The 26,585-nt window shown below is 67.2% G+C and carries 21 protein-coding genes, 1 tRNA gene and 1 pseudogene; 16 read left to right on the forward strand and 7 right to left on the reverse strand.

Annotation, left to right across the window (positions count from 1 at the left end; all coding sequences use genetic code 11):
- The first annotated feature begins 2 nt into the window (after positions 1–2).
- From ABD693_RS01690 to eda, 7 genes are read left to right on the forward strand one after another with little or no spacing between them, the layout of a single operon-like run.
- Complete coding sequence (locus tag ABD693_RS01690) at positions 3–2,036, forward strand: glycoside hydrolase family 97 protein (protein WP_344695224.1); 2,034 nt, start codon at positions 3–5, stop codon at positions 2,034–2,036.
- Complete coding sequence (locus ABD693_RS01695) at positions 2,033–2,944, forward strand: alpha/beta hydrolase (RefSeq protein WP_344695225.1); 912 nt, start codon at positions 2,033–2,035, stop codon at positions 2,942–2,944. Before ABD693_RS01690 ends, ABD693_RS01695 begins: the two co-directional genes overlap by 4 nt.
- Complete coding sequence (locus ABD693_RS01700) at positions 2,941–4,446, forward strand: tryptophan halogenase family protein (RefSeq protein WP_344695226.1); 1,506 nt, start codon at positions 2,941–2,943, stop codon at positions 4,444–4,446. The genes ABD693_RS01695 and ABD693_RS01700 overlap by 4 nt, the downstream gene beginning before the upstream one ends.
- Positions 4,446–5,888: a glucose-6-phosphate dehydrogenase gene (gene zwf / locus ABD693_RS01705; protein WP_344695227.1), complete on the forward strand. Its 1,443-nt coding sequence runs from the start codon at positions 4,446–4,448 to the stop codon at positions 5,886–5,888. Before ABD693_RS01700 ends, zwf begins: the two co-directional genes overlap by 1 nt.
- Positions 5,881–7,698 (forward strand): phosphogluconate dehydratase, encoded by a 1,818-nt coding sequence (edd, locus tag ABD693_RS01710; protein ID WP_344695228.1) that lies wholly within the window; start codon positions 5,881–5,883, stop codon positions 7,696–7,698. Before zwf ends, edd begins: the two co-directional genes overlap by 8 nt.
- Positions 7,695–8,666 (forward strand): glucokinase, encoded by a 972-nt coding sequence (locus ABD693_RS01715; RefSeq protein ID WP_344695229.1) that lies wholly within the window; start codon positions 7,695–7,697, stop codon positions 8,664–8,666. The genes edd and ABD693_RS01715 overlap by 4 nt, the downstream gene beginning before the upstream one ends.
- Entirely contained in the window at positions 8,660–9,268 is a 609-nt protein-coding gene (eda, locus tag ABD693_RS01720) for a bifunctional 4-hydroxy-2-oxoglutarate aldolase/2-dehydro-3-deoxy-phosphogluconate aldolase (protein ID WP_344695230.1), read from the forward strand. The genes ABD693_RS01715 and eda overlap by 7 nt, the downstream gene beginning before the upstream one ends.
- A gap of 15 nt (positions 9,269–9,283) precedes the next feature.
- Here eda and ABD693_RS01725 read toward each other — a convergent pair.
- A tRNA-Ser gene (locus ABD693_RS01725) sits at positions 9,284–9,373 on the reverse strand.
- 140 nt (positions 9,374–9,513) lie between these two features.
- On the opposite strand from ABD693_RS01725, the gene ABD693_RS01730 reads away from it, so the two are divergent.
- Positions 9,514–10,188, forward strand: a complete 675-nt coding sequence (locus ABD693_RS01730; protein WP_344695231.1) for an SDR family NAD(P)-dependent oxidoreductase — start codon at positions 9,514–9,516, stop codon at positions 10,186–10,188.
- Positions 10,189–10,228: 40 nt separating this feature from the next.
- The gene (gene hspQ / locus ABD693_RS01735; RefSeq protein WP_344695232.1) at positions 10,229–10,603 is read left to right on the forward strand and encodes a heat shock protein HspQ; all 375 of its coding nucleotides are present in this window, start codon (positions 10,229–10,231) and stop codon (positions 10,601–10,603) included.
- A 73-nt stretch (positions 10,604–10,676) separates the two neighbouring features.
- Here the strand turns inward: hspQ and ABD693_RS01740 are convergent, their stop codons facing one another.
- The gene (locus ABD693_RS01740; RefSeq protein ID WP_344695233.1) at positions 10,677–13,481 is read right to left on the reverse strand and encodes a TonB-dependent receptor plug domain-containing protein; all 2,805 of its coding nucleotides are present in this window, start codon (positions 13,479–13,481) and stop codon (positions 10,677–10,679) included.
- A 426-nt stretch (positions 13,482–13,907) separates the two neighbouring features.
- Here ABD693_RS01740 and ABD693_RS01745 point away from each other — a divergent pair, with 426 nt between their 5' ends.
- The 4 genes and pseudogenes from ABD693_RS01745 (at position 13,908) to ABD693_RS01760 (ending at position 15,987) form a co-directional block, all read left to right on the forward strand.
- The gene (locus tag ABD693_RS01745; RefSeq protein ID WP_344695234.1) at positions 13,908–14,369 is read left to right on the forward strand and encodes an Lrp/AsnC family transcriptional regulator; all 462 of its coding nucleotides are present in this window, start codon (positions 13,908–13,910) and stop codon (positions 14,367–14,369) included.
- A 110-nt stretch (positions 14,370–14,479) separates the two neighbouring features.
- Positions 14,480–14,836 (forward strand): annotated as a pseudogene (gene rplU / locus ABD693_RS01750) (50S ribosomal protein L21); the annotation flags it as partial.
- 162 nt (positions 14,837–14,998) lie between these two features.
- Complete coding sequence (rpmA, locus tag ABD693_RS01755; RefSeq protein ID WP_344695236.1) at positions 14,999–15,283, forward strand: 50S ribosomal protein L27; 285 nt, start codon at positions 14,999–15,001, stop codon at positions 15,281–15,283.
- A gap of 167 nt (positions 15,284–15,450) precedes the next feature.
- On the forward strand, positions 15,451–15,987 hold the full coding sequence (locus tag ABD693_RS01760) for a GNAT family N-acetyltransferase (RefSeq protein WP_344695237.1): 537 nt from the start codon (positions 15,451–15,453) through the stop codon (positions 15,985–15,987).
- On the opposite strand, the gene ABD693_RS01765 is transcribed toward ABD693_RS01760, so the two are convergent.
- Positions 15,984–16,871, reverse strand: coding sequence for a metal-dependent hydrolase (locus tag ABD693_RS01765; protein ID WP_344695238.1), 888 nt, complete (start codon positions 16,869–16,871; stop codon positions 15,984–15,986). The genes ABD693_RS01760 and ABD693_RS01765 overlap by 4 nt on opposite strands.
- Positions 16,872–16,920: 49 nt before the next feature.
- Here ABD693_RS01765 and ABD693_RS01770 point away from each other — a divergent pair, with 49 nt between their 5' ends.
- Positions 16,921–17,514, forward strand: coding sequence for a TetR/AcrR family transcriptional regulator (locus ABD693_RS01770; protein ID WP_344695240.1), 594 nt, complete (start codon positions 16,921–16,923; stop codon positions 17,512–17,514).
- On the opposite strand, the gene ABD693_RS01775 is transcribed toward ABD693_RS01770, so the two are convergent.
- A complete protein-coding gene (locus ABD693_RS01775) occupies positions 17,515–19,143 on the reverse strand; it encodes a serine hydrolase domain-containing protein (protein ID WP_344695241.1) in 1,629 nt (542 codons plus the stop codon).
- A gap of 233 nt (positions 19,144–19,376) precedes the next feature.
- Here ABD693_RS01775 and ABD693_RS01780 point away from each other — a divergent pair, with 233 nt between their 5' ends.
- Positions 19,377–20,276 (forward strand): hydrogen peroxide-inducible genes activator, encoded by a 900-nt coding sequence (locus ABD693_RS01780; RefSeq protein ID WP_344695242.1) that lies wholly within the window; start codon positions 19,377–19,379, stop codon positions 20,274–20,276.
- A 56-nt stretch (positions 20,277–20,332) separates the two neighbouring features.
- Here ABD693_RS01780 and katG read toward each other — a convergent pair whose 3' ends face one another.
- Positions 20,333–22,573, reverse strand: a complete 2,241-nt coding sequence (gene katG, locus ABD693_RS01785; RefSeq protein WP_344695243.1) for a catalase/peroxidase HPI — start codon at positions 22,571–22,573, stop codon at positions 20,333–20,335.
- A gap of 169 nt (positions 22,574–22,742) precedes the next feature.
- Between katG and ABD693_RS01790 the strand changes: the two genes are divergently transcribed.
- Positions 22,743–23,309: a hypothetical protein gene (locus ABD693_RS01790; RefSeq protein ID WP_344695245.1), complete on the forward strand. Its 567-nt coding sequence runs from the start codon at positions 22,743–22,745 to the stop codon at positions 23,307–23,309.
- Here the strand turns inward: ABD693_RS01790 and ABD693_RS01795 are convergent.
- A complete protein-coding gene (locus ABD693_RS01795; protein ID WP_344695246.1) occupies positions 23,306–24,520 on the reverse strand; it encodes a threonine ammonia-lyase in 1,215 nt (404 codons plus the stop codon). The genes ABD693_RS01790 and ABD693_RS01795 overlap by 4 nt on opposite strands.
- A 12-nt stretch (positions 24,521–24,532) precedes the next feature.
- Positions 24,533–26,542 (reverse strand): protein-disulfide reductase DsbD family protein, encoded by a 2,010-nt coding sequence (locus tag ABD693_RS01800; RefSeq protein ID WP_344695247.1) that lies wholly within the window; start codon positions 26,540–26,542, stop codon positions 24,533–24,535.
- Positions 26,543–26,585: the final 43 nt, after the last annotated feature.

Below are 26,585 nucleotides of genomic sequence, written 5' to 3' on the forward strand. Positions count from 1 at the left end.
TCATGCGTTTCCTGCTCGCCTTCCTCGCCCTCTTCCTCGCCGCGCCCGCGCTGGCGCAGTCTCCCGCCGTTGCCGAGGCAAGTTCGCCGTCGGGCACACTGAAGCTCAGCGTGATGCTCAACGGCGAGGGGCGGATCGGCTATGCCGTGTCCCGCGGCAACCAGCCGGTGATCAACGAGAGCCATCTCGGCTTCCTGTTCACCGACGCGCCGCAGATGCTGCGCAACTTCGTCCTGCGCGACACCGCGCGCCGCTCGTTCGACGAGACGTGGCAACAGCCATGGGGCGAGTGGAAGAACGTTCGCGACCGGCACGAGGAGCTGGCGCTGACCTTCCAGGAGAAGGACAAGCTGCAGCGCAAGATGCTGGTGCGCTTCCGCCTGTTCGATAATGCGGTCTCGTTCCGCTACGAATTTCCCGAGCAGCCCAACCTCAAGACCGCGCGGATCGCCGAGGAGCTGACCCAGTTCAACATGGCCGACTTGGGCGAGGCCTGGTGGGCGCCGGCATTCGAGAGCAACCGCGAGGAATATCTCTACAATCACACGCCGATCGACGGCATCGGCACCGCGCAGACGCCCTTCACCATGAAGCTGCGGAGCGGGCTTCATGTCGCAATCCACGAGGCGGCGCTGGTCGACTATTCGGGCATGAACGTTGCCCGCGTCCAGGACGGCAACCTGAAGGCGGTACTGACGCCCTCATCGAGCGGCGCGAAGGTGGTGCGCGAGGCGCCTTTCACCACCCCGTGGCGCGTCATCCTCATCACCGCGGATGCGCCGTCGCTCTACCACGCCAACACCGTCTTCCTCAACCTGAACGAGCCCAACAAGCTCGGCGACGTCAGCTGGGTGAAGCCGCAGAAATATGTCGGCGTCTGGTGGGGCATGCACCTCGACACGCAGAGCTGGGCGTCGGGCGCGAAGCACGGCGCGACCACCGCATACACCAAGAAGATGATCGACTTCGCGGCTGCGAACGGCTTCCGCGGCGTGCTCGTCGAGGGCTGGAACAAGGGCTGGGACGGCGACTGGTTTGCGACCGGCGACGAGTTCAGCTTCACCGAGCCCTACCCCGACTACGATCTCCCCTTCCTCAGCTGGTATGGCAAGAAAAAGGGTGTCCACATCATCGGTCACCACGAGACCAGCGCCAACATCGCCAATTACGAGCGGCAGCTCGGCGCGGGCCTCGACTATGCCAAGTCGATGGATTTCGAGGCGATCAAGACCGGTTACGTCGCCGACGCGGGCGGGGTGCAGGCGATCGGTCCCGACGGCGCCAAGACTTTCGAGTGGCATGAAGGCCAGGTGATGAGCCGGCACCACCTCAAGGTCGTGACCGAGGCCGCGAAGCGGCACATCGCGATCAACGCACACGAGCCGATCAAGGACACCGGGCTTCGCCGCACCTATCCCAACTGGGTCAGCCGCGAAGGCCAGCGCGGGATGGAATATAACGCTTGGGGTAGCCCGAAGAACCCGCCGCATTACGATGCGGAGCTGGTCTTCACCCGGATGCTCGGCGGCCCGATGGACTTCACGCCCGGCGTGCTCAGCCTGATGGGGCGCGGAAACACGCCGATCCCGTCGACCCTCGCGCGGCAGCTGGCCTATTACGTTGTCCTCTATTCGCCGATCCAGATGGCTGCCGACCTGCCCGAGAATTACGCGGCCAATCCCGGCCCCTTCCAGTTCATCAAGGACGTCGCGGTGGACTGGGACGACAGTCGCATGCTCGCGGGCGAAGTCGGCAAATACGCGGTCTTCGCTCGCAAGGAGCGGGGCAAGCCGACCTGGTTCATGGGCGGCCTCACCGACGAGGAAGGCCGCAACCTCGACCTGCCGCTGAGCTTCCTCGATCCGGGCAAGCGCTACCGGGCAGAAATCTACCGTGACGGCGAAGGCGCGGACTTCCGCACCAACCCGCGTGCCTTCGCGATCGACAAGAAGGTCTTGCGCAGCACCGACCGCCTCGCGCTAAGGATGGCACCGGGCGGCGGCTTTGCCGTCCGGTTGGTGGAGATTGGCCGTTGATCCGCTGGTTGCTCGCGTTCGCGTCACTGTTCCTCGTTCCCGTCACCGCCTCGGCCGCGACGCCGGACAACGGGCGCTTCGTCACCTATGACCAGCCGTCGGCGACGCTGGGCAGCGCCAAGGTCACGATCTGGCTCCCGCCGGGCTACGATCGCGACAAGGGGCGCCGCTACCCCGTCCTCTACATGCATGACGGGCAGAACGTCTTCGATCCCAAGCGCTCGGGCTTCAACAAGGTCTGGGCGGCCGACAAGGCCGCGCTGCAGTTGATCCGTGCCCGCAAGGTTGCGCCGTTCATCATCGTCGCGGTCGATCACCCCGGGCCTGCACGCTACCTGCGGTACTTCCCGACCCGCGTGGCGGATCCCAAGCTGCTCGCCGGCATCGAAGGCTTCGCCAAGGGCAAGACCCAAGGCGACGACTATCTCGCCTTCCTCGCCGACACGGTGAAGCCGGCGGTCGACAAGGCCTACCGGACCAAGCCGACGCCCCGCTACACCGCCACCGCCGGCTCGAGCATGGGCGGCCTCATCAGCCTTTACGCGCTGGGCGAACGGCCCGACGTGTTCGGCAAGGCCGCCGCGGTTTCGATCCACTGGATCCTCGTCGACCCCGCGACCTCGGCCGGTCTCAAGCCGGTAATCCTGGCCGACTGGAAGAACTGGATCGACAATCGCCTCGGCGCGCCGCGCGGTCGCAAGCTGTGGATGGACCACGGCACCAGGACGCTGGACGCGAGCTATCGCCCCTACAGCGAACCGGTCGAAGGCTATCTCGCCGGGGCCGGCTGGGCGCGCGGCAAGGACTTCGAGAGCAAGGTCTACGAAGGCGCCGAGCATGAGGAGAATAGCTGGGCGCGCCGGCTGCCGGAGATTTTCGGCTGGCTGCTGAGCGACTGGCGTCCTTGATTCCCACCCCGCCTCCAAGGTCCGTCGTCATCCTTGGCGGCGGCACCGCCGGCTGGATGGCCGCCAACCTCCTTCAGCAGCGCTGGGGCGGGTCGGGGACGACCGTCACGCTGATCGAAAGCAAGGACATCGGAATCATCGGTGTCGGCGAGGGTTCGACACCGCAACTCAAGGCCTTCTTCGATGAACTCGGCGTCGGCGAGGCCGAATGGATGCCGCGCTGCAACGCCACCTACAAGGCCGGGATCGAGTTCGTCGGCTGGTCGGACAAGCCTGGCTCCGAGCGCTACTTCCATCCCTTCGCGACCGCCGTCGATCCGTTCACCGAACAGACCTTCTTTCAGGCTGCGGCGCTGCGGCGGCGCGGCGCGGCGGTGCCGGCGCATCCCGATCCCTTCTTCCTCACGACGCGGATTGCCCGAGATTGCCGGGCGCCGCTCGCCCCGGCGAACTTCCCCTTCCCTGTCCAGTACGGCTATCATTTCGACGCCTATCTCGTCGGCGCGACCCTGCGCGAGATCGCGGTCGGGCGCGGAGTCCGGCACGAAATCGCAACCATCGCCGAGGTGGTGCTGGGCGAGACCGGCGACATCGCTTCGCTGCGTTCGGATGACGGCCGCGACTTCGCAGCCGACCTGTTCCTCGACGCCAGCGGTTTTCGCGCGACCTTGATCGAAGGGGCGCTCGGCGAACCCCATCGCGGCTTTGGCGATAATCTCTTCAACGACAGCGCGGTGGTCACCCCGACCCCGCTGCCGCCCGATGGCGCCAAGGCGATGACCAGCGCGACCGCGGCGTCTGCTGGATGGATCTGGCACATCCCGCTGACCACGCGGGCGGGCAACGGCTACGTCTACTCGAGCCGTTACATCGATCGCGATGATGCCGCCGCCGAGCTTCGCCGGCATTGCGGCCTGCCACCCGACGCCGAGGTCCGACATCTCTCGATGAAGTGCGGGCGGGTCGAGCGAAGCTGGGTCAAGAACTGCCTTGCCATCGGCCTCGCGCAGGGCTTCCTCGAGCCATTGGAAGCAACAGCTCTCCACATCGTGCTGGCGACCGTGAAGGGTTTCACCGACGCGTGGGAGCGCGGTGACCGCGACGGATTCAACGCCAGCATCGCCCGCCGCTACGAGGGCATCCGCGATTATGTCGTCTGCCATTATCGCATGGCCCAGCGGCGCGACACCGACTATTGGCGCGATGCGACGTCCCACGATCGGCTGAGCGACAGCTTGAAGAGCATCATCACCACCTGGTTCACCGGCGGCGACCTCGAGGAAGAGGTGCACCGGCAGGACATTGCGGCTTATTATTCGCCCATGTCGTGGCACGTCATGCTCGCCGGCTACGGCAATTTCCCGCCGCCCGAAAAGCTTCAACCACTGGCGCCATCGCCCGTGGATCTCGCCGAGGTCGACCGCTTCGTCAGCGGATGCGCCCTCAATTTCCCATCCCATGCCGAGGTGCTGTCCCGCCTCGCTGCCGCCAAGGCTGCCTGATGCCCGACAAGGCCACGACCCTCATCCTGTTCGGCGCGACCGGCGACCTCGCCGCACGCATGCTTCTGCCGTCGCTCTACGGCCTCGTCCGCGACGGACTGTTGCCCGAGAACCTGCGCATCGTCGCAACCGCGCGATCGGCGCATGACGATGCGAGCTTCGGCGCGCTCGCGCTCGAGGCCCTCAAGGCACACGTGCCCGCCGCGGCCTTCGAGCCCGAGGCCGCCGACCGGTTCCTCGAGAAGGTCTCCTATGTCACCCTCGATGCGACCGATGCGGACGGCTACAAGCGCCTGGCCGAGGCCGCCGGGACCCCGGGCGAGACTGCGATCTTCCTGTCGACCGCCCCCTCATTATTCAAGCCGACAATCGACAACCTCGCCGCGGTCGGCCTCGCCGGCGACCACGTCCGCCTCGCGCTCGAGAAACCGCTCGGGTCGGACCTCGCCTCGAGCTGCCAGATCAACGACGCCGTCGCCTCGGCCTTCCCGGAAAGCCAAACGTTCCGGATCGACCATTATCTCGGCAAGGAGACGGTCCAAAACCTCCTCGCCCTGCGCTTCGCGAACCTGCTGTTCGAGCCGGTCTGGAGCGCGCGGTTCATCGACCATGTCCAGATCACCGTATCGGAGACGATCGGGCTCGAAGGACGCGGCGATTATTACGACGGCGCTGGCGCGCTGCGCGACATGGTCCAGAACCACATGCTCCAGCTCCTCGCGCTGGTGGCGATGGAACCGCCGTCGCACTTCGACGCGACCGCGGTGCGCGACGAGAAGGTCAAGGTGCTCCGCTCTCTCCGCCCGATCCGCGCCGAGGACAGTGTCATCGGCCAATATGCCGGCGGCGCGGTCGGCAACCAGCCGGTCGGATCCTATGCCGAGGACCTCGGCCGGACGAGCGGGACCGAGACCTTCGTGGCGCTCAAGGCTCATGTCGACAACTGGCGCTGGGCCGGTGTCCCCTTCTACCTCCGCACCGGCAAGCGCTGCCCCGAGCGCAAGACCGAGATCGCGATCCAGTTCAAGGACGTCCCCCATTCGATGTTCGCCAGCCGGGGGGCGGGCGCGGCGCCCAACCGGCTGATCATCGCGATCCAGCCCGAGGAGAACATCACCCTCGAATTGATGGCCAAGCAGCCCGGTCTCGACCGCGGCGGGATTCGCCTGCGCGAGGTGCCGCTGGCGATCGGTCGTGCCGACGCCTTCGCCGACGTTCGCCGCCGCATTGCCTATGAACGGCTGCTGCTTGACCTCATCGAGGGCGATCCCACCTTGTTCGTGCGCCGCGACGAGGTCGAAGCACAATGGCAATGGGTCGACGGCATCCGCGCCGCCTGGGCCCAGGCCGGCATGCAGCCCCGCCCTTATGCCTCGGGCACCTGGGGTCCGTCGGCGGCGATCGCGCTGATCGAGCGCGACGGGAGAAGCTGGAATGACTAGCCTCGACGCCCGCATCGCGCGCGTCACAGACCGAATCATCGAGCGCTCGAAGCCCGGCCGGCGCCGCTATCTCGACCTCATGGCCGAGCAGGCCGAGCGCGGAATTTCGCGCGCCCGAATGAGCTGTGGCAACTTCGCGCACGGCTTCGCCGCCGCCGAGGGCGACAAGGACCGGATCCGGACCATGGCCGGTCCGAATATCGGCATCGTCACCGCCTACAACGACATGCTCTCGGCGCATCAGCCCTATGCGCGCTTTCCCGAGCAGATGAAGATCTATGCCCGCGAGGTCGGCGCCAGCGCGCAGGTCGCGGGCGGCGTTCCGGCCATGTGCGACGGCGTCACGCAGGGGCAGGACGGGATGGACCTGTCGCTGTTCAGCCGCGACGTCATCGCGATGAGCACGGCAGTGGCCTTGAGTCATGGCATGTTCGACGCGGCCGCGCTGCTCGGCATCTGCGACAAGATCGTGCCCGGCCTGCTGATCGGCGCGCTGCGCTTTGGCCATCTGCCGATGCTGCTGGTGCCGGGCGGGCCGATGCCCTCGGGATTGCCGAACAAGGAAAAGGTCCGCGTCCGCCAGCTCTATGCCGAGGGCAAGGTCGGCCGCGACGAACTGCTCGCCTCCGAAAGCGCCAGCTATCACTCGCCTGGCACCTGCACTTTCTACGGCACCGCCAACAGCAACCAGATGATGATGGAGCTGATGGGGCTGCACATCCCCAACAGCGCGTTCGTCCAGCCGAATACCCCGCTCCGCCCGCGTCTCACGCAGGCAGCGGTGCACCGCCTTGCCGACCTCGCGGCGAAGCACGAGCGGCCGCTCGCCCATTGCGTCGACGAGCGCGCCATCGTGAACGCGATGATCGGGCTGATGGCGACGGGTGGTTCGACCAATCACGCCATCCACCTGCCGGCGATTGCACGCGCGGCTGGGATCGTCATCGACTGGGAAGATTTCGACGACCTCTCGGCAGCGGTGCCGCTGCTGGCGCGCGTCTATCCCAATGGCTCGGGCGACGTGAACGACTTCCATTATGCCGGCGGCATCGCGTGGATCGCCCGTCAGCTGGGAGACGCCGGACTGCTTCACACCGACATCCTCGCGGCCGGTGCCGATGATTTTGCGGCGTGGACGAGCCATCCCGAGCTCGACGGCGACCGACTCGTCTGGCGCGAGGTCACCGAGAGCCGGAATGACACCATGCTCGGCACGGTCGACAAGCCCTTCCTGCCCGACGGGGGCATGCGCCTGGTCAAGGGCAACCTCGGTCGCGCGACCTTCAAGACGAGCGCGGTCGAGCGGGCCCGCTGGACGGTCGAGGCGCCGGCCCGTGTGTTCTTGGATCAAAACGCGGTGCTACAGGCCTTCCAGGCCGGCGAACTCGACCGCGATGTCGTGGTGGTCGTCCGCTTCCAGGGCCCGCGCGCCAATGGCATGCCCGAGCTTCACAAGCTCGTGCCGACGCTCGGCGTGCTGCAGGACCGCGGCCACCGCGTCGCGCTCGTCACCGATGGCCGCATGTCGGGAGCAAGCGGCAAGGTGCCGGCCGCAATCCACGTCTCGCCCGAGGCACTCGGCGGAGGCCCGCTCGGGCAGCTGCAGGACGGCGACGTCGTGCGCCTGTGCGCCGAGACCGGCACGCTCGAAGCCGTCGGCGTCGACCTTGCCACGCGGTCGCCGGCCAATGCGCCGCCGCCGCCCGTCGGCACCGGCCGCGAACTCTTCGCGCTGATGCGCCGCGAGGCCGACGATGCCGAACGGGGCGCGTCCGCCATGCTCCACCTCATGGAAACCGAAACCGCATGACCCGTCAGATCGTGGCCGCCGACATTGGCGGAACGCACGCCCGCTTTGCGCTGGCGACCTGCGAGGGAAGCACGCTGACGCTCGACGAGCCGGTCACCCTCAAGACCGCCGACCACGGCAGCTTCCAGCTCGCATGGCAGGAATTCGGCCGCCGGGTGGGTGCTCCACTCCCCGACGCGCTCGCGATCAGCTTCGCCGGTCCCGTCGGCGGCGAACTCCTCAAGCTGACCAATAACCCTTGGGTGATTCGGCCGGCGCTCATCCCCGAAAAGCTCGGCGTAAAGGACTATGTCGTCGTCAACGACTTCGGCGCGGTCGCCCATGCCGTCGCCGCCTTCGACGGCACGGCCTACATGCATCTGTGCGGACCCGATGGGCCGCTTCCGACCGAGGGAATGATCACCATCCTGGGCCCGGGCACGGGTCTGGGAGTGGCCGGCCTCCTGCGAGACGGCGCCGACTATCGCGTGATCGAGACCGAGGGCGGGCACGTCGACTTCGCGCCGCTCGATGCTCTCGAGGACCGGATCCTCGCCGAGCTTCGCCGCAGCTTCCGCCGCGTGTCGGTCGAGCGCATCCTGTCCGGCCGCGGCCTGATGAACATCTACGAAGCGCTGGCGTCGATCGAAGGACGTCCGGCCGAGCTTCGCGACGAGAAATTGCTGTGGGGCGCCGCGCTCGACGGCAGCGACAGCCTGGCCGCCGCCGCGCTCGACCGCTTCTGCCTGACGCTGGGTGCGGTCGCGGGTGATCTTGCCCTGGCTCAAGGCGCGAGCGCGGTCGCAATCGGCGGCGGCCTTGGTTTCCGCCTCAAGGATCACCTGCCGCGCTCGGGCTTCCGCGACCGGTTCATCGCCAAGGGCCGCTTCGAGCGGCGCATGGACGGCCTTCCAGTCAAGCTCATCACCCATCCCCAGCCCGGCCTCTTCGGTGCCGCGGCGGCCTTTGCGAAAGCCTTTCCATGTTGATCGATGCCGTCATGCAGGCCGCGCCCGTCATCCCCGTGCTGGTGATGGGCGGCGAGCATGATCCCGCCGAGCTTGCCGCCACCCTGGTCGAAGCGGGCCTGCCCGTGCTCGAAGTCACGCTGCGCACCCCCGACGCGCTCGACGCGATCCGCGCCATGGCGCAGGTCCCGGGCGCGATCGTCGGCGCGGGCACGGTGCTGAACGAGCGCCATCTCGGCGAAGCACAGGAAGCGGGCGCCGAATTCATCGTCGCCCCGGGCCTGACCGAGACACTGACCAAGGCCGCAACCGCCAGCGGCATCGCCTATCTGCCCGGCGTCGCCACCGCCGGCGACATCATGCGCGGCCTCGACCTCGGCCTCACGCGGTTCAAATTCTTTCCGGCCGAAGCCTCGGGTGGCCTGCCCGCCATTCGCGCCCTCGCCGCCCCCTTCGGCCAGGTCCGCTTTTGCCCGACCGGGGGTATCACGGAAGCAAGCGCGGCCGACTATCTGGCCGAACGCGCGGTCGCCTGCATCGGCGGAAGCTGGATGGTGAAGAAGGGCATGACTTTGGCCGACATCGGCGCCGCGGCAAAGGCAGCGGCCGCGCTGAAGGTCTAGGTCGAGAAGATCATCTGGCGGAGAGGGTGGGATTCGAACCCACGGTACCCGTGAGGGCACGCCGCATTTCGAGTGCGGTGCTTTCGACCACTCAGCCACCTCTCCGCGTAGATGAGAAGCAAGGCACCGGCCGGTCGGCCGGGGGTCGCGGCGGTCCACTAGCAGCGTGTCCAGCCCTTGCCTAGCGCTTATTGGGCATCAGGCCAGCTTGGCGCGATGACGGCGGTCGGCTTTGAGTCGACACCATGAACAGCATCGTGATCGGCGCCTCGGGCGGAATCGGCGCCGCGCTTGCCGCCCGCCTCGAAACGCGCGGCGAGACCGTCCACCGCCTCTCGCGCAGCCTCAACGGTTTCGACCTTACCGACGAGGCGAGCATCGCCGATGCCGCGGCCGCACTGCCGTTCGACCGCATCGATCGCCTGATCGTCGCGACAGGCCTCCTCCACGACGGCGACCTGCGGCCCGAGCGCGCGCTGCGTGACCTGACCCAAGACCATCTGATGCGCAGCTTCCTCGTCAATGCGATCGGCCCCGCGCTTGTCCTGCGCCACTTCGTGCCGCTGCTCAGCCGAGACGAGGGCGCCAAAGTCGCCCTGCTTTCGGCGCGGGTCGGAAGTATCGCGGACAATCGCCTCGGCGGCTGGTACGGCTACCGGGCAAGCAAGGCCGCGCTCAATCAGTTCGTTCGCACCGCCGCCATCGAGATCATGCGCACCCGGCCCACGGCCGTCGTCGTCGCGCTGCACCCCGGGACGGTGGACACCGCGATGAGCCGGCCCTTCCAGGGCAATGTGGCTGCGGAAAGGCTGTTCGACTCCGCCACCTCCGCCGAGCGCCTGATCGAGGTCCTCGACGGCCTCACGCCCGCCGACAGCGGCGGCTTCTTCGACTGGAAGGGAGAGCGCGTCGCCTTCTGAGGCGACTTGCAGCGCCGACGCAATCACCTAAGTTGCAGCCATGCGTCCCCTCGTTCGTTCCTTGCCCGTGACCGATATCGCGACTCCTCCGATCGCCCGTGCGAGCTTCGGCATCGGAGAAGTCGTGCGCCATCGGCTGCTCGATTTTCGCGGCGTGATCTTCGATGTCGACCCGGTCTTCGCCAACAGCGAGGAATGGTATCAGGCGATCCCCGCCGAAATCCGCCCGGCGAAGGAACAGCCCTTCTATCACCTTCTCGCCGAGAATGGCGAAGGCAGCTACGTGGCCTATGTTTCGCAGCAGAACCTCGTCCCCGATCATGAGGACGAGCCGGTCGACCACCCGGCAATCGACAATCTGTTCGAGGCGTTCGAGCCCGGCCGCTACAAGCTTCGGCCCGAGCACCGGCACTAAATCCGCGCCCTTTCGGCCATAAGAAAAGCCCCGCGCCGGACGACCGACGCGGGGCTTTCTTTTGGGCGACCGATCAGAAGTCGATGCTGACCCGGCCGTAGAGGAAGCGCCCGTTGAAGCCGAACGGCGAGAAGCCGCTGTAAGGAATGTAGTAGGCGTCGATCGGATAGCTGCCGCCGACCGTGGTCGGGCGCGGACCGAAGGGTCGCCGCGTCGGGTAGACGTCGAACAGGTTGTTCGCGCCCGCCGCGAGTTGCACCGGACCGACCGAGTAGCGAAGTTCGAGATCGGAAATCCACTTGGGCTGCAGCACCAGATCGTCGGGCCCGTAATCGGTCACGCTGGTCGTGTTGATCAGCGGCGCTGCCGCGCCCGGCGAGATGACCCGGCCGAAGCGGGTCGTGCGGGCGGTCACCCCGAACTTGCCGACGTTGCCATCGGCCGACAGCACGACCTTGTCGCGCGGCTGGCCCTGCTCGAAGCGGATGCCCTCGACCCGGCCGAACAGCACGAGCCCGGGGATCTGCGCCAGCGGCCCGAGCGCGTTGAGGCGCCGGTCGATGCGGTTCTTGGTCCGGTTGTAGGCGGCCGACAGCGACCAGCTGCCAAGACCATCCCACTTCCAGCGATAGGTACCGACCGCGTCGAGGCCGCTCGTCGTCGTGTCGAGGCCATTGATGAAGAAGCGCGCCGCGCCGAAGCCCGACAGGTTGTTGGCGGTGAGGATCGCCTGGACCGCGGTATTCTGCGCCGACGTGCCACTACCGAACGCGCCGAGATTCTCGGTAAGGACGATCCGGTCCTTGAGCTTGATATGGAAATAGTCGGCGGTGACTGTCAGTCCGCGCAGCGGATTGAGGGTGAGGCCGGCCGAGACGTTGGTCGACTTCTCGGGCTTGAGCGGCTTGGCACCGAGCGCGCTCGACACTGCCGAACTGACCGGGAAGGTCACGATGTCGACCGGCAGGCCATTGATGAAGTTGGTCGAGAAGCCGGTGTAATATTGCTGCTGGAGCGACGGCGCGCGGAAACCCGTCGAGACCGATCCGCGGATCGCGATCGCCGGAATGAACTCATAGCGCAGCGCGACCTTGCCATTCGCGGTGCTGCCGAAGTCTGAATAATCCTCGACGCGGCCGGCGATGGTCGTGGTCAGGCCGGGCAGCGGGTCGGTGTCGAGCTCGACATAGGCCGCCTTGCTACTGCGGCTCTTGCTGAGCCTGGCATAGTCGGGAATGCCCGGGAAACCTTGCGCGCCGAACGGCGCGGCCCGGCCCGGGAAGCTGCAAATCCCGGTCGCGGTGGCATAGACGCCGCCAAGTGTCGTGCAATTCGCCGCGGTGGTGGCGACCGGCGCGATGAACAGCGGGCCGGCGGCATAGGATTCGCGCTGGCCTGGCCGCTCCTTGAAATTGTCGCGGCGATATTCGGCCCCGAAGGCCACCGACAAAGGCTTGGAGAAGCCAGCGTTGAACTCGCGACTGACGTCGAGATTGGCGGTGAACTGGTTGAAGCGCAGGCCGCCGCTGTCGAAGTTGCGAATGCTGGTCGTGCCGTAGGAAGTGTTGAGGCTGTTCTCGGTCCGGTAGTCGATCTGGTTGTGCCCGTAGACGCCCGATAGGTCGACGTTCCAGCCGGCAAGTGCGCCGCGGACGCCGAGGGCGGCGGCCCAGTCCTTGTAGCGCGACGCGATCTCCGGAAGGAATCCGTCGGGTGTCAGCGCGGTGAAGTTGGCGTTGCTCGGCGTGGTCGACGGCGTGATCGTCGAGAAGTCGCGATTGTTGACCGACGATTGCTGGCGATAATTGGCTGCCGAGCGGCCCTTGCGGTCGGCAAAGGTGGCAAAGCTGTAGACTTCAAAACCGTCGGCCCCGATCGGCACCGCCGCATTGGCGATCAGGTTGACGTCGCGCGTCTTGGGATCGCCGAGCCGGAAATTGAGCCGGTTGAAGCTCAGTTCGCGCGGATCGACCGCCGCGGTCGGCCGGATATAATTCGGCCGGACGTCGAAGCCCGCGCGGTTGGTCGCGTCACGGTCCCGGAATTCGCCGGTCACGTTGAGATAGCCGCCGGCGAGCGGCACGCCGATGTTCGCGCCCAGAGTCAGCAAGGCGCCGTCACGCACCTTCCGGTCGCTGCCATAATTGCCGACGAGGACCCGGCTGTCGGTGGTGCTGACCACCGCCGTCCCGCCGACATCCTGCAGCGACAGGAGCTGCGGCACGTCCTCGAGCTGGGTGATGTACTTGCCGTAGCTGACTTGCGCCTTGCCGCCCCGCGGGCTCTTGCGCAGCCGCACGTTGATCACGCCCGCGATCGCGTCCGAGCCATATTGCGAGCTTGCGCCGTCGCGAAGCACCTCGATCCGGTCGATGGCGAGCCCGGGGATGTTGTTGAGGTCGACCGCGGTGCTTCCGCGACCGACCGTGCCGTTGATGTTGAGCAGCGAGGAGACGTGGCGGCGCTTGCCGTTGACCAGGACCAGCGTCTGGTCGGGCGCGAGGCCGCGCAGCGACGCCGGACGGATGACGTCGGTCCCGTCGGCGATCGACGGCTGCGGGAAGTTGAACGACGGCACAAGGTTGTTGAGGATCTTGTTGGTCTCGCCGAGGCCCGAGCTTGCCAGAGCCTCGCTGCCGATGACGTCGATTGGAACGGGCGAATCGGCGATCGTGCGGTCGGTGCGGCGGGTGCCGGTGACGACGATGGTGCTTTCCGGCGAAGTCGCGGACTGGTCCTCGGGCGCGGCGGAGGCGGTTGTCGGCGCTGGCGGCTGCTGGGCAGCGGTGCCGGGCTGCGCGGCGCTTGCCGGGGATGCGGCGAGGAGACCGAGCGGGCTGATGGTCAGCAACAGACCCGGAAGAAGGCGGCTCGTCATGCGTGATGCTCCCCTGTGTGCTCGCGGGGGCGGCGGCGCCCCCGTTCAACTGTCACGGAAGAGACATCTTCCACGAGGCCACGCCAAGATCATCGGACATCCAAAGCGTCGCTTTGCGGGAACTGTGCCGAGAAAACAACAGCCTGTGTCGTGTTTTGCACGAAAAGCGGCCCCGGCGGGAGGGTTCCGCCGGGGCCAAGTCTCTCAAGGGGTCAACATGGAGACGCCGGCTGCCTCGACCCAGGTGGCATCAAGGCTGCCGGCTATCCCGATTTGGAAAAATCTTGCGTGCTCTGAACAAGACGCTTCCGCTCGGAACACCTTGAATTTGCCGCCACGGACGGGGTTCCGCAAGAGGGGGATGGGAATAACAAGCCCGCTGCAAGCCGCGTTGCAATCCTGCAAGTTTTTGCTCAATCTGCGGCGATGATGAAAATGGATCAGACCGACCGGCGGATTCTCGCGATCCTCCAGGAGGACGCGACCTTGCCCGTGGCCGACATCGGCGCGCGGGTCGGCCTCTCCCCCACCCCCTGCTGGCGCCGGATCCAGAAACTCCGGGCATCCGGTGTCATCGAAAAGACCGTGGCGCTGGTCGACCCGCGCTCGCTAGGTCTCGACCTCATCGTCTTCATCGAGGTCGAGGCGCGCGACCACAGCAGCGAGTGGCAGGAGCGCTTCCTCGCGGGCGTCGCGCGGCTGCCCGAAGTGCTCGAAGTCGTCCGGATGGCGGGCGAAACCGATTACTGGCTTCGGGTCGCGGTCCGCGACATGGCCGATTTCGATCGCTTCTATAAGGAGTTGATCGCCGCCGGGCCGCTCAAGAACGTCACTTCCAAGTTCGCGATGGAGCGTTGCAAGGCCTCGACCGCCTATCCCGTCGGTTGACGAAGCGGCCTTCGTCACCTAGGGGGCACGCTTTCCCGCGCGGGCCGGCGCCACGCTGCCGCATGGGTCAAGAAATCCAGGCTTTCGAGCAAAGAAAAGAGAAGAGGCCCATGTTCGCTATCGTGCGCACCGGCGGCAAGCAGTATCGCGTGTCACCGGGAGACAAGATCGTCGTCGAGAAGCTGGACGGCAATGCCGGCGACAGCATCACCCTTGGCGATGTCCTGCTGGCCGGTGACGGTAGCGATCTCAAGGGCACCGACGGCCTGACCGTCGCCGCCGAGATCGTCGCGCAGGCGAAGGGCGAGAAGGTCGTCGTCTTCAAGAAGCGTCGCCGTCACAACTACCGCCGCAAGGCCGGTCACCGCCAGCAGCACACGATCCTGAAGATCGTCTCGATCGGCGGCGAGAAGCAGAAGCAGGCCGATGGCGACGCCAAGAAGGCCGCGCCGAAGAAGGCCAAGGCCGCTCCCGCCCCGGGCGAGATCGACGAGACCAAGGTCGCCTCGAGCGAGGGCGTCGTCCCCGCCGATGCCGGCACCGAAGCCACGCAGGACGTGACCAACTCGACTCAGGATGCTGCGCCTGCTAAGGGCAAGGCCAAGAAGACTCCGAAGGCGTAACACACCATGGCACATAAGAAGGCAGGCGGCTCGTCGCGTAACGGCCGCGATTCCGAGAGCAAGCGTCTCGGCGTGAAGAAGTTCGGTGGCGAATCGGTCGTCGCCGGCAACATCATCATCCGTCAGCGCGGCACGCGCGTGTACCCGGGCGCCAACGTCGGCCTCGGCAAGGATCACACACTTTTCGCGCTTACCGACGGGAAAGTTGCGTTCCGTGACGGCCGCCAAGGCCGCAAGTTCGTCCACGTCGAGGCGCTTAATATGGCGCCGATGGCGGACGCAGCCGAATAGGGATTGGTCGCTGACGGGCCGTCCCAGGAGGGGGCAGCCCGGTACAGGACTTCATCCGAGGACCTGGAAGGGAGAAGAGGGAAGCCCCCTCTTCTCCCTTTCTTTTTCTTCTCCCTGAACTGTCATCAGGTTCTGCCAAGCGGAGCCGAGGGAAGGGAAGGTCCACGATGTTCGCTCGTACCGAGAGACTGCTGCTGAGACCCGGCTGGGCCGAGGACGCGCTCGCGCTCGCCCGCGCGATCGCCGACGAGGCCATTGTCCGCAATCTCGCCACCGCCCCCTGGCCCTATGGCCACGACGAGGCCCGGGCCTTCCTCGAAGCGCCCCAGGACCCGGTGCTGCCGACCTTCCTGCTGATGAAGCGGACCGACGGCGCGCCCGAGCTCATCGGGGCGGCCGGTTTTTCTCGGCGCGACAATGGCGGGGTCGAGCTCGGCTACTGGATCGCGCGGGCCCATTGGGGTCAGGGCTATGCGACCGAAGCCTGCAAGCAGCTCGTCGAGATTGCCCGGACCATCGGCGTAACGCGGCTCGAGGCCTCGCATTTCATCGACAATCCGGCGAGCGGGCGGGTGCTGGAGAAGCTCGGTTTCGTCCCGACCGGCCGTATAGCCCCGCGGCACAGCTGCGCGCGCGGCGGCGAACAGCTCACCCGTCTATTCGCGCTTGATCTCGACGACGGGTCGGAGGCGCTGGCGGCCTAGGCCGCCCGGCGCACGCGCCGCGCCGGCGGCTCCTGACGATAATCGTAAGTCGCGTCCCAGCCGGCGATGAGCTTGCGATCGTCGTGGTTCCACGGGTGGAAGCCCGGCAGGAAATAGCTGACCCAGGCCGCGCCGACCTTCCGGAAGATGCCGGGCTTGCCCCACATCACCCACAAGGCGCCGGCCCAGGCGCGAAGCCCGGTGATGCCATCCTGCCGGAGCAGTTCGAGTACGCCTTGCGTGCGGTGATGGACGAAATTGCGGGTGACCAGCACCATCAGCAGCGACTTGACCTTCCACCGCTTCCAGCGGCTCCAGTCCTTGGTCGCGGCGAGCCAGGTGTCATAGGCGACCCCCTTATGCTCGATCTCCTCGACCGCGTGCCACCGCCACAAGTCGGCGGTCGCCTGGTCGGCATTGGCGAGGTGGCGCGGATTGGCGAGCAATTCGTGCGCGATGATCGCGGTGAAATGCTCAAGCGCCATGGTCGCCGCCAGGTCGAGGATCGGCGGACGACCCTTCAACAGGTCGAGGCTTTCCTGGACGGTCTTTTCGAGCGGCGCGAGGTCGTAGCCTGCTTCCACCGCGCGCCGGTTGAACGCCAGATGCTCGCGGCTGTGAATCACTTCCTGGGTCGTGAAGGCGCGAATCTCGCCGCTCAGTTTCTCGTCGGCGTGATCACGGAATGCGCGGATGCTCTCGATGAAATAGGCCTCTCCCTTGGGGAAGGTGGCCGAGAGCGCGTTGTAAAGCGCGGTTTCGAACGGCGAATTGTTGAGCCACCAGCGCGGGGTCTGCTCCTCGCGTCCGAATCGGCGGTCCCGAACGGTGATCGTCAGATCCTCCGGGGTTGCCTTCGAACGCTCAAGACTTGCCACACTCATGCCGGTCCTCCAATCGAGACACTGTTATATCTTATGATTGCTTACAAGAATGTCAATAAAACCGCTCGAGCGGCGCCGAGTATCCCCTGAAGAGAGCCGCGCCGCCGCGCTCGCCGCGGCCCGCGACCTGCTGACCCGAGAGGGTGCCGCGGCGGTCACACTGCAGGCGGTGGCGGCGCGCGTCGGCCGCACTCATGCCAATCTTCTCCACCATTTCGGCTCGGCGGCGGGGCTTCAGCGCGCGCTGGCCGAGGAGATCGCCCGCACGGTGTCGAGTTCGATCGAAAGCGCGATCGAGCAGCGTCGCCGCGGCGAAGGCAGCGAGCGTCAGGTGATCGACGCCATGTTCGAGGCCTTCCGCCGCGAGGGCGCGGGCGAATTGATCGGCTGGGTCGCGCTTACTCGCCAGCGCGAAGCGCTCGAGCCGGTGATCGCCACCATCGAGCGGATCATCCGCGTGATGCGCGCCGCCGGCGACGTCCGCCCGGTCGACCGGATGACGCTCAGCCTGACCCTGCTCGCAATCGGCGACAGTCTTGCCGGCGAGGAAATCGCACGCGCCTGCGGGCTTGATCGCTCGGCGATCCGTGAGGTGGCCGTGGCGCAGATCGAGGGACTGGCGGGCGCCCCGCTGCGCGACTGATCAGTTGCGCTCGAAGGGAATGGTGCGTCCGGCCTGGCTGAGCACCACGCGTACGATCTTTCCATCCGCTTCCTCGAAGGTGAGGAGTGCCTTCACGGCGGGAACCTGGAATTCGAGCGGTCCGGTGGCCTCGATCGCGAAGGGCGTTTGCCCGGTCAGTTGCGCGGTCAGGCCTGCCGCGCTCCGGGCGATGGTCATCACGGCCGGTCCGCGCGCATAGGTGCCGGCGAGTCGATCCATCTGGGCTGGCGACAGGGCGATGTCCTTGGGCACCGGACCGCTCCAGGTCGCAACGTCGGGCTTGAGCGCGCCATTAGCGTAGAAGGTCATGCGCGGCGTGCCATCCGGGCCCTTCGACAGCTCGAAATAGCTGAGTGAGCGCGGGCCGTAGAAGTAGCGGTTGCCGCCCGCCGCGAATACCTCGTTGACGCCGCTGCCAGCCCGCTGCGTGAAGAGCTTGCCGTCGCGAACGAGGAAGCGGCGCTCGCCCTGCGAATCGCGATAAATGCCGAGATAGGGTGTCAGCGCGTTGAGATCGGACGCCTGCGCCTTCATCACCGGCAACGGCGCACCGATGGCTTCGGCGGCCAGGCGGCGGGCGAGGATTCCGCTGTCGACCGGCCCGCTGTCGCTGTTGCCGAGCACCGCCACGAACAGCTTTCGGCCGGGCAGATAGATGGTCTCGGTCTGAAAGCCGTAAATGCCGCCGTTATGCCCGATCGTCGGCTCGCCGCGCACCTCGCCGAGCCCGATACCGAAGCCGTAGCGCGCGGTCTCACCGGCCGGCAGCTGCGGGGTGATCATCGCCCGGTAGGACGCCGGACTGAGGATTCGGCCGCCGTGCAGCGCGGCGGCCCATTTGGCGAGATCGCCGGCATTGCCGACCAACGCCCCTGCCCCGCTCGGAACGCTCATGTCGATCCGCTGCGACGCAGCGCCACCCGCGGTGAAGCCGTCGACCGTCGCCGGCCCCGGCTCGCATCCGCAGCGAATGGAGGTGAGGCCCAGCGGCCCCGTGATCCGCTCACGCAGCGCGACGTACCAGGGCTTGCCCGTCAGCTTCTCGGCGATCGCGGAGAGGAGGACATAGCCGCTATTGTTGTACCGGAATTGCGTGCCCGGCGCGAAATCGAGCGGCTGGTCGCGGGTGACGTCGATCAGGCCCTGCGTCGTATAGGCCCTCGCCGTATTTGCCTCGACCATCCACCCGGGCTTCGAGGTGTAGCTCGGCACGCCCGACGTATGGTTGAGCAGCTGGCGGACGGTGACCGCATGCCAGGCCGCCGGGGTCTCGGCCGCAAGCAGCTTGCCGAGATTGTCGTCGAGCGAGAGCCGGCCCTCGTCGACGAGCCTCAGGATAAGCGCGGCGGTGAACTGCTTGGAGACCGAGGCGTAGCGGAACAGGCTGTCGGGACGGAGCGCGGTCTTACCGTCGACGGTCGCCCGCCCGGCCGCGCCTTTCCAGACGACCTTGCCGTTGTCCGAAATCACTGCGGCCACACCGGGGTTTTCGGCGCCCACCTCATTCGCCAGCAGCGCATTTGCCCGGGCGGACAAACCCGCGGGCACGGCGAGTGCGGGTGTAGCGGCAAGCACGGCCACGATGGCCAGAGACGACGACAGACGCATGGACCACTCCCCCAATCAGTTGGGGGCGTATTACCCGCATAATACGGTAAGGGTCAAGAAAAAGTGGCCGCCGCCGCTGTGCTAGCCGGTCCAAGGGGATCAGACCGAAGTGGGTCGCGGCGGCGGCCCGGCGTGCCGTGCAGGGGAACAGGGCAAGGCCGTTAGCGCCGTGATGCCGCTTTTGCTTTGTTCGGTCCAACAACTTAGAGCGCTCATGACAAGTGAGCGGATTAATGACAGCCTATCTCCCGACCCTGCGGCAACTCCAGTATCTGATCGCGCTGCACGACCATGGCCATTTCGGTCGGGCGGCCGAAACCTGCTTCATCACCCAGTCGACGCTCTCGGCTTCGCTGCGCGAACTCGAGACCCTGCTCGGTTCGACACTGGTCGAGCGCTCGCGCCGGGTGATGCGCTTCACGCCGCTCGGGCTGCGAATCGTCGCCAAGGCGAGACTCGTGCTCCGCGCCGCCGAGGAACTGGCCGACATGGCGCAGGCCGAGCGTGAACCGCTGACCGGCGAGTTGCGCATGGCGGTGATCCCGACCATCGCTCCCTTCCTCCTGCCGCCGCTCCTGCCGCGCCTGCGCGCTTCCTACCCCCAGCTGAAGCTGTTCCTGCGCGAGGAGCCGAGCGCGGCCGCCTGCGACAGCCTGCAGCGCGGGTCCGTCGACTGCGTGCTGCTCGCCATGCCCTTCGCCTGCGGCGACATCGCGCACGAACTCCTGTTCGAGGACCGGCTGATGGTCGCGGCAGCGCCGGGCGAGGTGACCGAGGGCGAGGTGCGGCCCGAGGACATCAACGCCAATCGCATGCTTCTGCTCGAGGACGGCCATTGCCTCAAGGACCATGCGCTGGCCGCGTGCAACCGGCCCGAGCTTCGCGCTTCCTCGATGATGCTGGGTACGAGCCTCCACACGCTCGTCCAGATGGTCGACAACAAGCTCGGCGTTACGATCGTCCCCGAGATGGCCGTCAGCGCGGGGCTTCTTCTGGGCACGCAGGTCGAGGCGCATCCGCTCGCTTCGGACGACGCCCGCCGCGACGTCGCGCTCATCTGGCGCCAGGGCAGCCCGCGAGAGGCCGAATTCCGCCTGCTCGCCGACGAACTGCGCCGGCTCCGCAGCGAATAGGAAAAGGGCCGGCGGATCGCTCCGCCGGCCCTCCCTTTGGACATTGAATCCGCGGATCAGACGCCGCGGTTGGTCCCGTCGCCAGCCTGATCGGCCGAGACCTTGCGGGTCGGCAGCAGGTCGAAACGGTCCGCATTCATCACCTTGGTCCAGGCCGCGACGAAGTGGCGGACGAAGAGCTCTTCGTTGCCCTTCTCGGCATAGACCTCGGCCGTCGCGCGCAGCTGGCTGTTCGACCCGAAGATGAGGTCGGTACGGGTTGCGCGCCACTTCTCCTGACGGCCACCGCGGGTGTAGCCGATGAACTCTTCGTCAGCGCTGGTGTCGACGACCTCCCAGAAGGTTTCGTTGTCGAGCAGGTTGACGAAGAAGTCGTTGGTGAGCTGCCCGACGCGGTTGGTGAAGACGCCTTCCTTGCGGTTCTGGAAGGTCGCGCCGAGCACCCGCAGGCCGCCGACCAGCACCGTCATCTCGGGCACCGACAGGCCGAGCAGGGCCGCCCGGTCGATCATCAGCTCCTCGGTGCGCACACTGTGCTTGGTCTTGAGGTAGTTGCGGAACGCGTCCGCCATCGGCTCGAGCACGTCGAAGCTGTCCGCATCGGTCTGCTCCTGGCTGGCATCGCCGCGGCCGCCCTCGAACGGTACGGTGACGTCGAAGCCGGCGTCGCGCGCCGCCTTCTCGACCGCCGCCGTGCCCGCGAGCACGATCGCATCGGCCACCGACAGATTGCCGCGAAGCTCCTCGATCTTGGCGAGGATCGCGCCGAGTTCCTCGGGCTCGTTCACCGTCCAGCCGCGCTGTGGCTCGAGACGGATTCGGGCACCGTTGGCCCCGCCGCGGTGGTCGCTGCGGCGATAGGTCGACGCCGAGGCCCAGGCCGCCTTGACCAGCTGCCCGACCGAGAAGCCGGCGCCGAGGATCTTATCCTTGAACGCGGCGATGTCGGCGTCCGACGGCTTGGTGCCTTCGGGGATCGGATCCTGCCAGATGAGGTCTTCTGCCGGGACTTCCGGCCCGAGGTACCGGATCTTCGGACCCATGTCGCGGTGGCACAGCTTGAACCAGGCGCGCGCGAACGCGTCCTTGAACGCCTCATGGTCGTTGCGGAACTTCTCGCTGATCTTGCGGAACTCCGGATCGACCTTGAGCGCCATGTCGGCGGTGGTCATCATGGTCGGGACGCGGATCGACGGATCGTGCGCGGCCGGGGCCATGTCCTCGGGCTTCTGATTGATCGGCTGCCACTGCTGCGCGCCGGCGGGCGAGCGGACCAGCTCGTACTCATAGTCGAGGAGCAGGCGGAAATAGTTCTCGCTCCACTCGGTCGGGGTGTTCACCCACGCGCCCTCGATGCCGCTGGTGATCGTGTGCTCGCCCATCCCGCTCTCGTGGGTCGAGGTCCAGCCTAGGCCCATCATCGCGATGTCCGCGCCTTCCGGCGCATCGCCGACATGGCTCGGATCGCCCGCGCCATGCGCCTTGCCGAAGGTGTGGCCGCCGGCGGTCAGCGCGACGGTTTCCTCATGGTTCATCGCCATGCGCTCGAAGGTGATCTTGATGTCGCGCGCCGACTGGAGCGGATCGGGGTTCCCGCCCGGACCTTCCGGGTTGACGTAGATGAGACCCATCTGGATCGCCGCCAGCGGGTTCTCGAGGTCCATCTCGCGGTCGGGCTGGATGCGGGTTTCGTCGCCCTGCACCCAATTCTCTTCCTGACCCCAGTAGATGTCCCGCTCGGGCTCGAACACGTCGCGGCGACCGCCGCCGAAGCCGAACACCGGCCCGCCCATGCTCTCGATCGCGACGTTGCCGGCGAGGATGAAGAGGTCGGCCCAGCTGATGTTCTTGCCGTACTTCTGCTTGATCGGCCACAGCAGGCGGCGGGCCTTGTCGAGATTGCCATTATCCGGCCAGCTGTTGAGCGGCGCGAAGCGCTGCTGGCCGCTGTTCGAGCCGCCGCGGCCGTCGGCGGTGCGGTAGGTGCCGGCCGCGTGCCACGCCATGCGGATCATGAAGGGGCCATAATGGCCATAGTCCGCCGGCCACCACGGCTTGCTGTCGGTCATCAGCGCGGTGAGATCGTTCTTGAGCGCCTGATAGTCGAGCGCGTTGAAGGCCTCGGCATAGTCGAAGTCCGACCCCATCGGGTCGGGTGACAGGCCGCCCTGGGTCAGGACATCGACCGGCAGCGACTCGGGCCACCAGTCCTTGTTCTGCCGACCAAGCAGCGACCGCGACTTGCTCTCGTGATTATATGGGCAGCCGCCGCTGAGATCGCCGGTCTTTGCGTCCATGTTTAAAGCCTCCTCGAATGGAATTTCGAATCTTGCCCTAGCTGCGCCCACTCATCGACCCAAACAAACAATCTTCGCCATCACGAGCGGAAAATCCGATTGCTCGCCGACGCGCGCATAACGGGGCGGAGGGGAACCCCTCGGCCCGCTTTCCTGTTACGGAAGTGAGATGACCTCAACTCCCGACCAGCGCCGAGCCCGGACCAGCGCCCTCTGTGGCTGGCTCATCCTCGCCCTCGGCGCAGGTGCCCTGCTGCTCCCGGAGGTGGGCCGATCGAGCGGCGCGCTGGTCGTCGGCGAGTTGCTGCTCCTTGCGGGTCTTTGCGAGATCATCGCCGCGACCGGGCGACAAATCGCCCGCCTGCCCTCCCTGGCCGCGGGGCTCGCGACCATGGCGGCCGGCCTGATGTTCATCGCCCGTGACGAGACCCGCTTCCTCCCCAACATCACGGTGGTCACGGGCTGGCTGCTCCTGCGCGCGCTGGCGCTAGGGATCGCCACCTATGGGGCGGCCGGGTCTCCCGTGCGCCGCTGGACGGGAATTGCCGCCGCGACCGATCTTGCGCTCGGCGCCATCCTGATCCTCGGCCTGCCACTGGCGAGCATCATCGTCGCGCTATTCGGCACCACCAGCGATCTCGTCGCGAGCTTCTCGTGGATCCTCGCGATCAGCTTCCTCGCGACCGGCGCGATGCTGCTCCGGATCGCTGCCTGCGAACGCGAGGGCGCGGCCTAGTCGAGTTCGGCGCGCTCGACGACGAAGCCCTTGCCTTCGAGCCGCTCGACCAACGCATCGATCGCCTGCGCGTCGCGCGCCTCGCACTCGACCTCGATTACCGTGTCCTTGGCCGGCAGCTTCGAGAAGATGCGCTGGTGATTGACCTCGATGATGTTGACCCCGCCCGCGTGGAAGCAGGCGGTGATCGAGGCAAGCGCGCCCGGCTGGTCCTGCGCCCCGATCCGGAGCCTGGCGATTCGCCCGCAGCGAACAAGCTCGCGGATCAGCACGTTGGCGAGAAGATGGGTATCGATGTTGCCGCCGCACAGGACCGTCGCGACCTTGCGACCCTTGAACTGCTCGGGCTGGGCGAGAAGCAGCGCCAGTCCGGCCGCGCCCGCGCCTTCGACCACCGTCTTCTCGATCCCCACCAGCAGCGCCACCGCATGCTCGAGATCCCGCTCGGACACGAGCTCGATCCGGTCGACATGTTCCTTGATGATCGCCCGCGTGAGCGTGCCCGGCTCCTTGACCGCAATGCCCTCGGCCAGCGTGTCGCCGCCGATCTTCTGCGAGCCGCCTTCGACGACGTTCTTCATCGAAGGATAAAGCTCGGCCTCGACCCCGACGATCTCGATCCCCGGCTTGAGCGCACGCGCGGCGATCGCGATCCCGCTGATCAGTCCGCCGCCGCCGATCGGGACCACGAGCGTATCGAGGTCGGGCACCGCCGCCAGAATCTCCAGCGCAATGGTGCCCGTGCCCGCGACGATGTCGGGATCGTCGAACGGGTGGACGAAGACCAGCCCCTCCTCGGCCTCGAGCTCGCGCGCCTTGGCATAGGCATCGTCGAACCGCTCACCGAAGAGGAGGACACGCGCGCCATGGCCCTCGGTCTGCGCGACCTTCATCAGCGGCGTGTTGGTCGGCATGACAATTGTCACGGGGATGCCGAGGCGCCGCCCGTGGTAGGCCACTGCCTGCGCATGATTGCCGGCACTCGCCGCGATCACGCCCCTGGCGCGCTCCTCGGCGGTCAACTGGAGCAGTTTATTGAGCGCGCCGCGCTCCTTGTAGGCAGCGGTGAACTGCAGATTCTCGAACTTGAGCCACGTCTCCGCGCCGATGATCTCGGACAGGGTCCGGCTCTGCAGGAAGGGGGTTTCGACGACCGCGCCGCGGATACGCTCGGCGGTGGCACGGATGGCGGACAGGTCGGGTGGTGTCATGCGCCGCAGGCGCTAGCCCGTTGAACGCGCTCCGACAATGCTCGCCTGCGCCCGATCGGTCAGCATCGCCGGCGTCAGCACCTGCGGCAGCTCTTCGGGCTGCGCCGCGCCGCGCCCATACCAGAGGTAGAGCGGCACACCCGCCCGCCCCTGCGCCTCGAGCGCACGGGTGATCGCGGGATCGCTGTTGGTCCAGTCGGCGGCAAGCACGAGGACATTCGCCTTGTTGAATGCCTCGCGGACATTGTCGCGATCGATCGCTCCGGCCTCATTGACCTTGCAGGTGAGGCACCAGTCGGCGGTGAAATAGACGAACACCGGCCGCCCGGCCGCGCGTGCTTCGGCGACCCGCGCCTCGCTCCACGGGGTCACGCCCGCCAGCGCGCGGGCACCGGCCGGCGCGGCGGGTGGCAGGGTCGCGGCGAGCGCCAGCGCACCCGCCGCCCCCGCAAGACCGACGGGCCAGGCGCTCCGTCCCCGGTTCTGGAGCCGCCCGACGACCAGCAGAACGAGCGCGAGCGCCACGACCGCGGCAAATCCGACCCACAGTGCTCTCTCCCCGCCCTGGCGCCAAAGCAGCCACAGCGCGGCGCCCGCCGACAGCGCCATTGGCACTGCGAGAATACGCTGCAATCGGAGCATCCAGGCGCCCGGCTTCGGCAGCCGCCGACGAAGCGCGGGGATGAAGGCGAGCAACAGGAAGGGAAAGGCGAGGCCAAGACCAAGCCCCGCGAACACCAGCAGCGCCCCAGCCGCCGGAAGCACCAGCGCCGTTCCCAGCGCCGCGCCCATGAACGGCCCCGCGCAAGGCGTCGCGACGAACGCCGCGAGTGCGCCGGTCGCGAAACCGCCGCGCGGATTGCTGTCGCCGCCGAGCACCGGCAGCTTGAACAGGCCGAGCAAGTTCAGCGTGATCGCGGTGCCGAGCAGCACGAGGATCAGCACCGTGCGCGGATCCTGCAGCTGGAACGCCCAGCCCGCCGCGCTCCCGCCGGCCCGAAGCGCCAGCAGCACCGCGCCGAGCGCGCCCGTCCCCACAATCGCCCCCGCGGTATAGCCGAGTGCGTCGAGCCGGGCGTGCCGCTCCTCCCCGCCAGCCCGCGCAAGCGCCAGCGCCTTCAGCGCCAGGATCGGGAAGACGCAAGGCATGAGGTTGAGGATCAATCCGCCGAGCACCGCTCCGAGCAAGGCCAGCAGAAGTAAACTGCTCTGGCTCTCGCCGCCGATCTCGCGGCCGCCACTCGGCACCGGGCCCGGGACGCCGTCGACCCGAAGCGCTCGGCCGGTGCCGAGATCGACCACCGCCGCCATCCTTCCCTTGGCCGCGTCCTTTAACGGAAGCTCGGCGACCAGCAGGTCACCCTGGCGGAAGAAGCGCTGTGGTTCGGCATAACGGATGACGTCGTCGGTGAGCGGGAAAGCATAAGGCGTTCCCACCGTGACCGACGCCGGAAGCGGAATGCCGAGGCGGAGCGTGCTCCCGTCGACCGCATAGCGTGCCTGCGCCCCGAGCGGCTGCGGGAGCTTTGCCCGCCACGCATCGAAGCGATCGTCCCGCGGGCCGTTCGCCACCGGAATGTTCAGCGCGACCGAGCCGCGCTCGGGCACGCACAATTGATCGGTGCAGACGAGATAATCGAGGTCGGCGCGAACCGGCAGCGTGCCTTGCGCGTCGGCCGGCACCTTCAGCCGCGCGAGCACCGCATAGGGACCCTTGAACACATAGTTCATCAGCCCGGCGATCGTCAGCCGGGTCGGGACCGGGTAGCGCAGCGGCCCCGCCGCCGCGCCGGCCGGCAGCTCCCATTGCACGGTCATCGGCTTGCCCGCGTCGCCGGGGTTTTCCCAATAGCCGTGCCACCCGTCCTCGGGCGTCATCAGGATCGCGAGCTCGACCTCGCGGCCGGGAATGGCCGGCCCTTCGGCGACCAGCATCGGCTTCATGTGCGCCGTGCCCGTGCCGAGCTGCGCGGCGGCGGGAGAAGCGAACAGCAGGGCGAGGAGCAGCAACAGGCGATGCATTGTCCCCGCTCCTACGCGATTGCGCGGCTTTGGCGAAGCGGCG

Source organism: Sphingomonas rosea, assembly GCF_039538065.1.
Classification (GTDB): domain Bacteria; phylum Pseudomonadota; class Alphaproteobacteria; order Sphingomonadales; family Sphingomonadaceae; genus Sphingomicrobium; species Sphingomicrobium rosea.

Bases quoted from the DNA above. Each gene is read 5' to 3' on its own strand.
- ABD693_RS01690 (WP_344695224.1), top strand. From the start codon at position 3: ATGCGTTTCCTGCTCGCCTTCCTCGCCCTCTTCCTCGCCGCGCCCGCG.
- zwf (WP_344695227.1), top strand. From the start codon at position 4,446: ATGCCCGACAAGGCCACGACCCTCATCCTGTTCGGCGCGACCGGCGAC.
- edd (WP_344695228.1), top strand. From the start codon at position 5,881: ATGACTAGCCTCGACGCCCGCATCGCGCGCGTCACAGACCGAATCATC.
- ABD693_RS01715 (WP_344695229.1), top strand. From the start codon at position 7,695: ATGACCCGTCAGATCGTGGCCGCCGACATTGGCGGAACGCACGCCCGC.
- eda (WP_344695230.1), top strand. From the start codon at position 8,660: ATGTTGATCGATGCCGTCATGCAGGCCGCGCCCGTCATCCCCGTGCTG.
- ABD693_RS01730 (WP_344695231.1), top strand. From the start codon at position 9,514: ATGAACAGCATCGTGATCGGCGCCTCGGGCGGAATCGGCGCCGCGCTT.
- hspQ (WP_344695232.1), top strand. From the start codon at position 10,229: ATGCGTCCCCTCGTTCGTTCCTTGCCCGTGACCGATATCGCGACTCCT.
- ABD693_RS01740 (WP_344695233.1), bottom strand. From the start codon at position 13,481: ATGACGAGCCGCCTTCTTCCGGGTCTGTTGCTGACCATCAGCCCGCTC.
- ABD693_RS01745 (WP_344695234.1), top strand. From the start codon at position 13,908: ATGATGAAAATGGATCAGACCGACCGGCGGATTCTCGCGATCCTCCAG.
- rpmA (WP_344695236.1), top strand. From the start codon at position 14,999: ATGGCACATAAGAAGGCAGGCGGCTCGTCGCGTAACGGCCGCGATTCC.
- ABD693_RS01760 (WP_344695237.1), top strand. From the start codon at position 15,451: ATGTTCGCTCGTACCGAGAGACTGCTGCTGAGACCCGGCTGGGCCGAG.
- ABD693_RS01765 (WP_344695238.1), bottom strand. From the start codon at position 16,871: ATGAGTGTGGCAAGTCTTGAGCGTTCGAAGGCAACCCCGGAGGATCTG.
- ABD693_RS01770 (WP_344695240.1), top strand. From the start codon at position 16,921: ATGTCAATAAAACCGCTCGAGCGGCGCCGAGTATCCCCTGAAGAGAGC.
- ABD693_RS01775 (WP_344695241.1), bottom strand. From the start codon at position 19,143: ATGCGTCTGTCGTCGTCTCTGGCCATCGTGGCCGTGCTTGCCGCTACA.
- ABD693_RS01780 (WP_344695242.1), top strand. From the start codon at position 19,377: ATGACAGCCTATCTCCCGACCCTGCGGCAACTCCAGTATCTGATCGCG.
- katG (WP_344695243.1), bottom strand. From the start codon at position 22,573: ATGGACGCAAAGACCGGCGATCTCAGCGGCGGCTGCCCATATAATCAC.
- ABD693_RS01790 (WP_344695245.1), top strand. From the start codon at position 22,743: ATGACCTCAACTCCCGACCAGCGCCGAGCCCGGACCAGCGCCCTCTGT.
- ABD693_RS01795 (WP_344695246.1), bottom strand. From the start codon at position 24,520: ATGACACCACCCGACCTGTCCGCCATCCGTGCCACCGCCGAGCGTATC.
- ABD693_RS01800 (WP_344695247.1), bottom strand. From the start codon at position 26,542: ATGCATCGCCTGTTGCTGCTCCTCGCCCTGCTGTTCGCTTCTCCCGCC.